General features: G+C 65.7%; 9 protein-coding genes and 5 pseudogenes. 7 read left to right on the forward strand and 7 right to left on the reverse strand.

Annotation, left to right across the window (positions count from 1 at the left end; all coding sequences use genetic code 11):
* The first annotated feature begins 3 nt into the window (after positions 1-3).
* The 5 genes from A5636_RS09070 (at position 4) to A5636_RS09090 (ending at position 3,476) form a co-directional block, all read left to right on the forward strand.
* A complete protein-coding gene (locus tag A5636_RS09070; RefSeq protein ID WP_065158392.1) occupies positions 4-780 on the forward strand; it encodes a YggS family pyridoxal phosphate-dependent enzyme in 777 nt (258 codons plus the stop codon).
* Between the two features lie 62 nt (positions 781-842).
* Entirely contained in the window at positions 843-1,511 is a 669-nt protein-coding gene (locus A5636_RS09075; RefSeq protein ID WP_065158346.1) for a cell division protein SepF, read from the forward strand.
* Positions 1,512-1,684: 173 nt separating this feature from the next.
* Positions 1,685-1,975 carry a YggT family protein gene (locus A5636_RS09080; protein ID WP_036361001.1) on the forward strand — a complete coding sequence of 97 codons (291 nt, stop codon included), beginning with the start codon at positions 1,685-1,687 and terminating at the stop codon, positions 1,973-1,975.
* 268 nt (positions 1,976-2,243) lie between these two features.
* Positions 2,244-3,047, forward strand: a complete 804-nt coding sequence (gene wag31 / locus A5636_RS09085; protein WP_065158347.1) for a DivIVA-like cell division protein Wag31 — start codon at positions 2,244-2,246, stop codon at positions 3,045-3,047.
* A gap of 72 nt (positions 3,048-3,119) precedes the next feature.
* Positions 3,120-3,476: a phage holin family protein gene (locus tag A5636_RS09090; protein ID WP_065158348.1), complete on the forward strand. Its 357-nt coding sequence runs from the start codon at positions 3,120-3,122 to the stop codon at positions 3,474-3,476.
* Here A5636_RS09090 and A5636_RS09095 read toward each other — a convergent pair.
* The 3 genes and pseudogenes from A5636_RS09095 to A5636_RS25350 form a co-directional block, all read right to left on the reverse strand.
* Positions 3,477-4,208: pseudogene (locus tag A5636_RS09095) on the reverse strand (phosphoribosyltransferase); the annotation flags it as partial.
* Positions 4,209-4,664: 456 nt separating this feature from the next.
* The gene (locus A5636_RS09100; protein ID WP_012394840.1) at positions 4,665-5,099 is read right to left on the reverse strand and encodes a type II toxin-antitoxin system VapC family toxin; all 435 of its coding nucleotides are present in this window, start codon (positions 5,097-5,099) and stop codon (positions 4,665-4,667) included.
* 3 nt (positions 5,100-5,102) lie between these two features.
* A pseudogene (locus tag A5636_RS25350) lies at positions 5,103-5,282 on the reverse strand (type II toxin-antitoxin system Phd/YefM family antitoxin); the annotation flags it as partial.
* 48 nt (positions 5,283-5,330) lie between these two features.
* On the opposite strand from A5636_RS25350, the pseudogene A5636_RS09105 reads away from it, so the two are divergent.
* Positions 5,331-5,600: pseudogene (locus tag A5636_RS09105) on the forward strand (transposase); the annotation flags it as partial.
* Here the strand turns inward: A5636_RS09105 and A5636_RS09110 are convergent.
* Genes A5636_RS09110 through A5636_RS09120 form a run of 3 tightly spaced genes read right to left on the reverse strand, consistent with a single transcriptional unit; the run spans position 5,593 to position 9,414 of the window.
* On the reverse strand, positions 5,593-6,051 hold the full coding sequence (locus A5636_RS09110; RefSeq protein WP_065158351.1) for a DUF6262 family protein: 459 nt from the start codon (positions 6,049-6,051) through the stop codon (positions 5,593-5,595). The pseudogene A5636_RS09105 and the gene A5636_RS09110 sit on opposite strands and share 8 nt — an antisense overlap.
* The gene (locus A5636_RS09115) at positions 6,041-8,296 is read right to left on the reverse strand and encodes a tyrosine-type recombinase/integrase (protein ID WP_065158352.1); all 2,256 of its coding nucleotides are present in this window, start codon (positions 8,294-8,296) and stop codon (positions 6,041-6,043) included. The genes A5636_RS09110 and A5636_RS09115 overlap by 11 nt, the downstream gene beginning before the upstream one ends.
* Entirely contained in the window at positions 8,293-9,414 is a 1,122-nt protein-coding gene (locus tag A5636_RS09120) for a tyrosine-type recombinase/integrase (RefSeq protein WP_081287694.1), read from the reverse strand. The genes A5636_RS09115 and A5636_RS09120 overlap by 4 nt, the downstream gene beginning before the upstream one ends.
* Positions 9,415-9,510: 96 nt before the next feature.
* On the opposite strand from A5636_RS09120, the pseudogene A5636_RS09125 reads away from it, so the two are divergent.
* Positions 9,511-10,538: pseudogene (locus A5636_RS09125) on the forward strand (IS3 family transposase); the annotation flags it as partial.
* A 39-nt stretch (positions 10,539-10,577) separates the two neighbouring features.
* Here the strand turns inward: A5636_RS09125 and A5636_RS27175 are convergent.
* Positions 10,578-10,858: pseudogene (locus A5636_RS27175) on the reverse strand (type II toxin-antitoxin system prevent-host-death family antitoxin); the annotation flags it as partial.
* Between the last annotated feature and the right edge of the window lie 109 nt (positions 10,859-10,967).

Here is a 10,967-nt window from a genome sequence, read left to right on the forward strand (position 1 = left end):
GCGATGGCGGTGGCAGATTCAGCGGAAACGGAGCGCCAATCAGAATTGACGCGCGCGTTGGCGGCGGTGCGGTCGCGACTGGCCCGCGCCGCTGAGGCGGCCGGGCGGAATGCCGGAGAAATTGAACTGCTGCCGATTACCAAATTCTTCCCTGCAACCGATGTAGCGATTTTGTCCCGATTGGGATGTCGTGCGGTCGGCGAATCGCGAGAACAGGAAGCCGCCGCCAAGGTGACCGAACTCACGCGGCTGTTAGCGCGCTCGCAGCCGACGGGATCGCGGGAAATGCAGTGGCACATGGTGGGCCAGATTCAGCGGAAGAAAGCTCGCGCCGTCGCCCGCTGGGCGCACACGGCACATTCTGTCGACAGCGCCCCACTGGTGACTGCGCTGGATCGGGCGGTTACCAGCAGCCTGGCCGAACATCGCCGCAGCAAGCCGCTGCGGATCTACGTTCAGGTCAGTCTGGACGGTGACGTGTCCCGCGGCGGGGTCGACGTTGGCGCGGCGGGCACAGTGGATGAGATCTGCGCGCAGGTGGAGAACTCGGAGAGCTTGGAACTGATCGGTCTGATGGGTATCCCGCCGCTGAACTGGGAGCCTGAACAGGCCTTCGACCGGCTGCAATCGGAGCACGGCCGGGTGTGTCAGGACTTCCCCAACGCCGTCGGACTGTCAGCGGGCATGTCCAACGACCTGGAAATTGCCATCAAACATGGTTCGACATGTGTGCGTGTCGGTACCGCGCTATTGGGTCAACGACGGTTACCGTCACCGTGAATGTCACTGTAGTCACACCTTCATCACAGACAACAAAGATCCCAGGCTAGAAGGGTCCAACGATGAGCACACTGCACAAGGTAAAGGCCTACTTCGGGATGGCTCCGATGGAGGATTACGACGACGAGTATTACGACGACCGCACGCCGTCCCGGGGTTATTCACGGCCTCGCTTCGACGACGAATATGGCCGTTTTGAAGGACGTGACCGCGAGTACGAGGATGCCCGCCGGGACCCGCGCGTCGACTTGCGAGCGGAACCCGCCGACTATCCCCCGCCCAGCAGCTACCGCGGCGGCTACGTGGACGAGCCCCGCTTCCAACCGCGGGAGTTCGACCGCCCCGACATGGCGCGGCCGCGACTGGGCTCGTGGCTCAGCCGCGGTGCCACCCGCGGTGCGCTCGCGATGGACCCACGTCGGATGGCGATGATGTTCGAGGAAGGGCATCCGCTGTCGAAGATCACCACGCTGCGCCCCAAGGACTACAGCGAGGCGCGCACCATCGGCGAGCGGTTCCGCGACGGCACCCCGGTGATCATGGACCTGGTGTCGATGGACAACGCTGACGCCAAGAGGCTGGTCGACTTCGCCGCCGGATTGGCCTTCGCATTGCGCGGCTCGTTCGACAAGGTCGCTACCAAGGTGTTTCTGCTCTCGCCCGCGGACGTCGACGTGTCCCCGGAAGAGCGCCGCCGGATCGCCGAAACCGGTTTCTACGCATATCAATAACCGCACTCAGAGCTGCACAGCCCGGTAGGTCACAGGTGGGCCGACCGGGCTGAGCGCATGCTGGGCCGCTTGGCCGATGTGTGCGCGGCAGCGGGGTCGGTAGGCTGGCAGGCGCTGCCATCATTGGCGGCGACACGCGTTTCGTCATCCTCATCGTTAAGGTCGGGCTCTCGTTGGTGCTGTTCTTTCAAATCCTCGGCTTTGTGCTGTTCACCTTCTGGTTGCTGCTCATCGCCCGGGTTGTCATTGAGTGGATCCGCTCGTTCAGTCGGGACTGGCGTCCCACCGGAGTGACGGTGGTGATCCTCGAGATCATCATGTCGATCACCGATCCGCCGGTGAAGCTGCTGCGCCGGCTGATCCCTCAGATCACCATCGGCGCCGTTCGGTTGGATCTGTCGATCCTGGTGCTGTTGCTCGTCGCGTTCATCGGCATGCAACTGGCGTTCAGCGCGGCGGCCTGACGCCATTTGTCCGACCCCCAGTACGAGTAGTCCGACGGAGTAAAGAGACGGTTCGGCCACGATTCGGCGACAACTTTGACCCGCGCGATTTTGCAATCTAAGAAACGTGATTTATTGGCTTAGAGATTGAAATTGCTCCTTATTTATTACTCCAATCGGCAACCGCCGAGTCTGGTGTGACAGGATGGGCGGCAGTTGCGCGACGGCTACCGCTACGTTCTACACTTTCCAGATCGTTCGACCGTCCAGGGACTTGAGGGGACAAAGAATGCCGCTTACACCTGCCGACGTCCACAATGTGGCGTTCAGTAAGCCGCCTATCGGCAAACGCGGGTACAACGAAGATGAGGTTGACGCCTTCCTCGACCTGGTTGAGAACGAGCTGACCCGGCTTATCGAGGAGAATTCCGATCTGCGTCAGCGGATCGCCGAGCTCGACCAGGAATTGGCCGCCGGTGGGGGGAGCGGCGGTGCGGCCCCGACTGTTGCCCAGCCGGTTCCGACCTACGAGCCAGAGCCGGAGCCGGTCAAGCCCGCACCGGCAGCAGCGCCCGCGCAGCCCAGCAGCGGCAGTAACGAGGAGCACGCCCTCAAGGCCGCCCGAGTCCTCAGCCTGGCCCAGGACACCGCGGACCGGCTGACCAGCACCGCCAAGGCCGAGTCGGACAAGATGCTGGCCGACGCCCGCGCGAATGCCGACCAGATCCTCAGCGAGGCCCGCCACACAGCCGAGACCACGGTTTCCGAGGCGCGCCAGCGTGCCGACAGCATGCTCGCCGACGCCCAGTCCCGTTCCGAGACTCAGCTGCGTCAGGCACAGGAGAAGGCCGACGCCCTGCAGGCCGACGCCGAACGCAAGCATTCCGAGATCATGGGCACCATCAACCAGCAGCGCACGGTGCTGGAAGGTCGCCTCGAGCAGTTGCGGACCTTCGAGCGGGAATACCGCACCAGACTCAAGACCTACCTGGAGTCCCAGCTGGAGGAACTCGGCCAGCGTGGGTCGGCGGCCCCGGTCGATTCCAGCGCCGATGCGGGCGGGTTCGACCAATTCAACCGGGGAAATAATTAGCTGGGAACCGGCCGGGCGCGCCGCGGGCTTGATGTCCGCAGCCGTCGACCCGCACCGGCTGGAGGGTGACCAATGCTGATCATTGCGCTTGTACTGGCCCTGATCGGGCTCGTCGCCCTAGTGTTCGCGGTCGTGACCAGCAACGAGCTGGTGGCGTGGGTGTGTATCGGTGCCAGCGTGCTGGGTGTGATCCTGTTGATCATCGACGCGGTGCGGGAACGCCAGCACCGCGACGCCGATAGCCACGACCGGGACGAGGATCGGGACCCGGCCGAGGATCGGGACCAGGACGAGGATCACGACAACGCGCTCGACCACGGCGAGTCCGCTGACGCCGTCGACTATCCGGAAGAGGCCGACGCCGAGCCCGAGACGGGCGCCGAAACGCGTCAGGAGTCGGCCCCGGCCCGCGACGAGGGCGCCAAGTAGTCAGTCCGTGGGGGCGCCGCTGGTCGGCGTGGCCAGGAGTTGGCGCACCTCGTCGTCGCTGACCTGGTGAAAGTCGGCGTAGACCTGTCCGACGGCCTCGAAGGCGGCCGGCATGGTCGCACACACCACGTCGTCGGCTTCCGCAGAAAGTTGCCGACAGGCCGAAAGCGGTCCGACCGGTACGGCGACGACCACTGACTGCGGTCCGCCGGATCGCACCGCCCGCACGGCGGCCAGCATGCTCGCGCCGGTCGCGATTCCGTCGTCGACCAGGATCACCACCCGCCCGCGCGGGTCGATCGCCGGGCGCCCGCACCGATACGCCTGCTCGCGACGCTCGAGTTCGGCGGTCTCGCTATCGATGACGGCTCGGACCTGCTGGTCGGTGATATGCAGGCTGGCCACCACGTCGTCGTTCATCACCACCCGGCCGCCGCTTGCCAGCGCACCCATCGCCAGTTCCGGCCAGTGCGGCACGCCCAGCTTGCGAACCAGGAACACGTCGAAATCGGCACCTATCGCCGAAGCGACTTCCCAAGCCACCGGGACGCCGCCACGGGCCAGTCCGAGCACCAGCACGCCGGATGCGGCACGGTAGGACGCCAAGGCGTCGGCAAGGACGCGACCGGCTTCCCGGCGGTCACGGAACCTGCGGGTCGCCGTCCGCCGCAGGAAGCGACTGGGTCGGTCCATGGGCAAACTCCCGGCTGCTGGCAACACCAAGCCTACGACTGGGCGCCGCTGCCGCCCTCGCTACCCGCCCGTGTTCGCCGGGTGTTGCGGTCAGATGGCGAGCGACGTTTGCCCGAGCGCGGCAATGCCGTTGTGCGCGAACGCCGCCCAGCGTGCCCGCGCACGCCGGGCCAGATCGGTGTCGACGGGATTGCTTCCGGGACAAAGCATGGGAGCGTCGCTGAAGAGACCCGTTGAAGAGGCCCGTTGAAGAGGCCCGTTGAAGAGGCCCGTTGAAGAGGCCCGTTGAAGAGGCCCGCTGAAGAGGCCGCTGTCGCACCCACGCCAGCGTATCGACCGGCGGATTCGGACGTCGGCTTTCCGCCGGAGGTGCTGTACAGATTTGGTGTCCGAGGGGGGACTTGGCCACTTACGACACGGGTTCTGACCTGGCGAATCGGTACCTGATCGTCATCCATGCCGGGGTCGACCCACCTCTGACGTCGAGCGGTCGGATTAGGGGTCGAGTTGGGCGGGGGCGAGTCGGCACCCGGCGGCTTGGGCTCCGGCGTGCAGGCGTCGGTCCCAAACGGCGACGATCAGGCCGGGTTCGCCGACTGCCAACGCGCTGGCCAGATGGACAGCGTCGGCTTCGCGCAAGGCATGGGCGCGGGCGAGGCGGCCGGCGTGCTGTTCAACCGTGGCGGTGAGTTCGATTGGGCGGGTGGCGGCCCAGAAGTCCTCCCAGTCACGCTCGGCGTCGGCGAGCTCGGATTCGGTTAGGTCGTGATTGCGGGCTGCTGCAGCGAGTGCGGCGCGGACTTCGGGGTAGGCCAGGCGGCTGGACAATGCGGCGTCGCAGCCGTCCCACAGCGCGGATGCCAGCGAGCTTCCTGTCTCGGTGGTGAGAAGTTTAACGAAGGCGCTGGCGTCGAAGTAGACGAGCGGCACCGGTCAGCGCCGCTGGTCGCTGACCTGGTCAGACACCGGCCGCCGCGGTCGGGGCCGGGACCGTCCCGCAGCGACGGGCCGCTGCGCGGTGGCCCTGGCAATCACGCCTTCGGCCGTGAGACGCTCCAAGGTGCCTGCGCTGTCCAGCGCAGCGAGTCGCGCGACCGGAATCCCGCGGTCTGACCCGTCCCGGCGTTTCCGGAGACTCCCGATCTTGGGAGGATCTGAGTTATGGGACGTGTCAGCAAGTACCCTGAGGAGCTTCGTGAGCGGGCGGTGCGCATGGTCGCTGAGGTGCGCCCGCAGTACCCGTCGCAGTGGGCGGCGATCACCGCGGTTGCCGGGATGTTGGGGATCGGCACCCCGGAGACGTTGCGGACCTGGATCCAACGCTCGGAAGTCGATGCCGGGCAGCGTCCGGGTGTGACGACACAGATGGCCGAGGAGAATAAGGCGCTGCGTAGGGAGATCGCCGAGTTGCGTCGGGCCAATGTTATCTTGGGCCGGATGGGCTGTTTGGCAGCGTGACCTGCGTGTTTGCGTCGTGGACGGTGTCCGTGACGGGGGTCGCGGTGATGCGGTTGGTGCGGAGTTGTCCGTGCAGGAGTGCGATCTGGTCACGTAGGTGACGGTTGTCGTTTTCGAGTTCGCGGATGCGTTCGTGGGCGAGGGTGAGGCGGTGGCGCAGCGATGCCTTGGAGCTGCGTTCGACTTGGGCGGCCGCTGGATCGGCCGGCTGGGGTGCAGCGGTCAGTTTGCGGAGTTGGTCGCGTAGTTCGGGTTGGGCATACAGCCATGAGCGGGAGACGCCGGCGTGGGCAGCGATCTGGGTGACGGTGCGCTGTTGGCCGGTTTCGCCGAGTTCCTGTAGGGCTTTGTGGGCGCGTTGGAGGGTGTCGGCGTGGCGGCGTTGGGCAGCGGCGATGAGGTGGTGGCTGTTGTCAGGGCGCATCGGATGAGTCCTTCCCGCAGCATGTTTGGCTGTCCGCTGTGGCGCATGGGCAGTCGTGTTGCTCGGCGTTGAGGGTTGTGATGATGGTGAGCAGGTTGGTTTCGACGGTGCGGTTCATCTCGGCCAGGCGGGTGTGGCCGTCGGATTCGGCGCGGGCGATCAATGCGCGGGTGTCCTCGAGCTGCTTGCGGTGCTGGGGCAGGAATTCGGCGGTCGTGACGAACAGTGGGCAGGTCAGACACGCGTTGGAGTGCGGGCACGATTTCTGCAGCGGCAGCCCGCAGTAGCCGTTGGGTAGCGTCATTGTCGCGCGGGCAAGGTTCTGCTTCATCCACTCACCATCGGCGAGCGGTCCGTCGATCGTGGTGTCGACGGGCTCACCGCGGATGTTGATCTTCTGGGCGCGTTCCCACTGTTGGCGGACGGTGCTGTCGGCCAGGCGGGCATACACCGCGGTCATGGTGTGGCTGGTGTGGTCGAGCAGCCGACGGACCACTTCTTGTGGCACGTCATGGTTTATCCACCGGGTCGCCGCGGTGTGGCGGAACTGGTGCGCGGTGACATGGACTGGCTGGCCGAGTTCGTCTGTGACACCGCAGGTTTGCAGCCACTGGCCGAGTTGGAGGTGGAATGTCGCGGTCGGGATTGGCAGGTGCCCGTCGGGGTTGGCGCTGCCGCGCGGCAACAGCACGCCAGTGGTGGGGAACCGGGTCCGGGTGCGCGCCTGTTGCGCCTCGATCATGGTGGCTAGTTCGTCGTCAATGGGCACCACCGCCTCGCGGCGCATCTTGTGGTTGCGGTAGCGCAGATAGACCGCGCTCTGCGGGTCGCGGATCAAACAGTCCAACGCCAACCGGGTGGCATCCCCGATGCGCAGTCCGGTGCGGATGAGGATCTCTACGAGCAGCCGGATCCGCGGGTCGCTGATCCGATTGAGGTTGGCCGGGCTTTCCAGCTGGCCCATGACGAATTCGGGAATCGCCCGCGGTGCTGGTGTCTCGTCGCGGCGGGGTTGGTCGCTGGGATAGAGCTGCGCCTCTGCGGGGAGCGACGCCCACCGCTGCTGACGCACGGCGTGCAGGAAGCCGGTCACAGCGCCGATGTCGGTGCTGCGGGTCTTGGGGTGCGCCATCTCGACGGCCAACCGGGCCAAGTAGACCTCCAGCGCCGCCCGGTCCAGCGTCCCCGGCCCGGCTGAGTTCGCCAACCCGGGCGTGAACTGCGAGAAGCGGACGAGCGCAATACGGTCCTTGCGCAGCTGGCCCAGCCCGATCCCGCACGACATCCGCCAGCGGCACCACCGCTTGGCCAGATCCCGCAGCCATAGTGGTTGCACCGCAGTGAAATCCAGGCGGGCACCGTAATGGCCGGCGACTCCGAGGCGACGCAGCAGCCACACGTCACGTTGGTATTCGCTGTCCCAGCCTGCTCCCTCACGCAGGTCGAGCAGGCACTCGATGGCATAGCCCAAGAACGCCCGCGGCGTGTTCACCGCCGCAGCAGCCGGTAGCCCGGCCAGCCATTCGGTCAGCGGACGCTCCAACAGCGACTGTGCGCCGCTAGCGACCAGATGATCCAGCAGCGGCTTGACCGAGCGGGGCATGGTGCGGGTCCGGTTGGCATCGACCCGGCACTGCAGTGCGTAGCCGATCTCCAGCCGCAGCCCCGCCGGCAGCGCCCGCAAGTCAAAACGGTCCTCGCCGTAGCTGGCGCAGTACGCGATGAACGCGGCGGTCGGCGGACGGCCCCGCTGCCGCCACCGAGTGTGATGCGACCGGCACCAGCCCCCGTCCAGCTCCGCCCACAACACGCACCCCGGCAGTGCGCACTCCGGGGTTGACACTTCGGCAAGCACCGACTGCCACTGATCCAGCGGTGGCCGCCCGCACTTGTCCCAGGCGTGGGAATGCCGGTAGCACAACCGATATCGGTGCTGACCAAACCCGCACTCGCCCACCAGGCAGGGTTGCAGCGGTCGATGACCCATCACCGCGGGATCTGCGGTCGCGACCCACCCCTGACGCTGTGGGCGACCGGCCTGTTTCCAACGGCGCAAATGGGCCAGACACAGCCCGGCGTATCGGCTCGAGTGCACACACCCGGGCACCGCACACCCGGGCGACCCGAGGATCGGATGACCCACCGCGGGCACCAACACCTCCACCCGGAATTCCGGACGCACCAGCGCATCCAGGCGCTCGGCCAGCGTCGGCACGGGTGAGCCGGCCAGCGCCTCGATGCTCACCGCGGTCCATCCTGATCTGCCAGCCAACCCGCGGCCACCAAGGCGCGGCGAGCGTCTTCGACCTTCAAATGCGCATATGCGTCGCCGGTCGTGGCGATCGACGAGTGACCCAACAGGTGGGCCAGCACCTCCACGGCCACCCCGCGACGCAACAACTCCGTGGCATACGAGTGACGAAAAGTATGCGGCCCGAACGTGATTGCGGTCCGCTCCCGAATCCGGCAGACCAGATCATAGACACTGGGATAGGTCATCGGATGCCCGATCGGGCCCGACCACAGGTTGACGAACACGTAGTCGCTGTCCAGATCGCCGTACTCGGTGTGCAGGTAATCGGCATAGAGCCGGATCACTCCGGCCGGCACCGGTACCCGCCGACCACCCACCCCCTTGGCCCGCGCCCCGTTCGCGTTCCGTCGCGGCACCACCGACATCAACCGGGCCGCGGCGTCGATATCGCTGTGCCGCAACCCCAACGCCTCACCAATCCGTAACCCCGACGCAGCCAGCACAGAAAACAGGAACTGGTCCCGCAGCCGATCACAGGCCGCCACGATCGTTGCGATCTGCTCAGCATCCAAAGTGTCGGGGATGCGCCGCTCGGCTCGTAACCGAATCCGCCTGCTGCGTTCCGGTCGAGATCCCAAGTGCGCCAACAGCGGCCGCCACGATCCACCACGCGTCCCGCGCCGCTGCCAGGTTGTCAGCAGATCGCCCAAGTCCACCCCGTGGCGTTGATGAAACTCGTAGAACGCTGAGATCGCCGATAACTTCCGGTTCACCGTCGCCTCCGCGCAGACGCTCTCCACCGTCGGCAGCGCCGCGACGTTACCCAGCCGTGCGCTCGCCGGCAGCCGCAGCCACGCCACGAACCGGCCCACGTCCTCCAGTCGCACCTGCGACCACACCAGGCCACGCTGATCGAGGAACTCGAACCAGTCCCGCAGATCATGCGCGTACGCCTTGACCGTGTTCGGTGACCGCTCAACTGCATGCAGATGCGATAAGAACCCCTCGGCCGGTTCGACCACCACGAAATCCCGATCGACCAGCGTCCACGACTGACGATCACCGAACGGCATCACCACCGGCTGCACCCGCAACCCAGGACCCGTCATAGACACCGAAGATAACCAGTCCACAAAGCATTTCCCGGCACTTTGAACCGTGTGTCGCTTACATCGTGGACGGTCTGCTCAGGGCCTCAGATAACCAATGAGATCTTGAAAGCAGCGGCGATTTTCTTCGGGGCCGAGCTCGACCGGCCCGGGAGACGGTGATCCGGTTCATCGCCGAACACAAGGACCACCAGGTGGCCGGCCCCGATGGTGGGGCTGGGCTGCGTTGGGGTGTCGAGCCCATGTGCGCCGTGCTGTCCGAGCATGGTGTGTCGATCAGTCCGTCAACTTATTACGAGTGGATGTCCAAGACTCCGACGCGTCGCCAACTGCGTGATGCCGAGGTGGTCGAGATCATCACGGCAGCAAGGGAAGACAAGAAAAACGGGCGGTTCGTCCAAACGTTGGGGTCACGCAAGTTGTGGATCTGGCTACGCGGCCAGGGCCACGATGTCGCCCGCTGCACGGTGGAGCGGATTATGCGCGAGCAGGGGTGGGAGGGTGCGCGCTACGGGGCCAAGCACAAGACCACCATCGCCGACGAAAACCATGTCAGATATCCAGATCTGGTGGACCGACGTTTCTACGCGTGCGCACCAAATCGGTTGTGGGTAGCTGACTTTACCTATGTGTGGACATGGCTGGGATTCGTCTACGTGGCCTTCGTCATCGACGCCTACAGCCGCCGAATCGTCGGCTGGCGCGCGGCCCGATCCATGACCACCGACCTGGTCCTCGACGCCGTTGAACACTCCTTCTTCACCCGCGCCCAGGAAGGCACCACCACCTTGCGCGGGCTGATAGCGCACAGCGACGCGGGAAGTCAATACACCTCGGTGGCGTTCACCCAACGGCTTATCGACGAAGGGGCAGACCCCTCGGTTGGCACGGTCGGTGACGCCCTGGACAACGCATTGGCCGAGACCACCATCGGGTCTTTCAAGAACGAAGTCATCCGCCGGCAAGGCCCCTGGCGCGACGTCAACCAGGTCGAGCTGGCCACCGCCCAATGGGTGGTGTGGTTCAACACCGAACGCCCGCACGAGTACCTCGACGACTTCACCCCCGAGGCCGTCGAGAAACTCCACTACGATCACAGACGCACCCCACCAAAGGCAGGGTGATTCAACGAACGCAGTCTCCGGACTCACCGGGACGGGTCAGTCGGTGATGACGACCTCATCACCAGCCCGAACTCGATCGAGCCAATCGCTAAGGTGCGCGCGCAACTCGGTCACGGATACCTCCACACCGTGAACTGTACACTCGCTGAACCGTGATTTGTACATGTCACTTCTGAGTGTGGCAACGACGACCTGAGAGATTGACCCGCGCAAGCCGGAGGCGAGGTGGCAACGGGCCGGTACACCGATTCGTCCGCGGTGCTGGCGACGCCGAGACGGTCGATATTATGGTGGCTGGTGGCCTTCCGTCCAAGCTGCATCCGAAGGTGTTGCGGCGGAAGGTGTTTGCCGTCCCCGGTGGGACTTCGGCGCGGCTGGCGTTCGTGGTCAGCTGTATGAAGACGGCAGCGCCTCGGTGTCGGACGCCGG

Source organism: Mycobacterium asiaticum, from assembly GCF_001673315.1.
GTDB lineage: Bacteria > Actinomycetota > Actinomycetes > Mycobacteriales > Mycobacteriaceae > Mycobacterium > Mycobacterium asiaticum_B.

What these genes read in the sequence shown, in the direction of transcription:
- A5636_RS09075 (WP_065158346.1), top strand. Translation starts at nt 843, where the DNA reads ATGAGCACACTGCACAAGGTAAAGGCCTACTTCGGGATGGCTCCGATG.
- A5636_RS09090 (WP_065158348.1), top strand. Translation starts at nt 3,120, where the DNA reads ATGCTGATCATTGCGCTTGTACTGGCCCTGATCGGGCTCGTCGCCCTA.
- A5636_RS09070 (WP_065158392.1), top strand. Translation starts at nt 4, where the DNA reads ATGGCGGTGGCAGATTCAGCGGAAACGGAGCGCCAATCAGAATTGACG.
- wag31 (WP_065158347.1), top strand. Translation starts at nt 2,244, where the DNA reads ATGCCGCTTACACCTGCCGACGTCCACAATGTGGCGTTCAGTAAGCCG.
- A5636_RS09110 (WP_065158351.1), bottom strand. Translation starts at nt 6,051, where the DNA reads ATGCGCCCTGACAACAGCCACCACCTCATCGCCGCTGCCCAACGCCGC.
- A5636_RS09120 (WP_081287694.1), bottom strand. Translation starts at nt 9,414, where the DNA reads ATGACGGGTCCTGGGTTGCGGGTGCAGCCGGTGGTGATGCCGTTCGGT.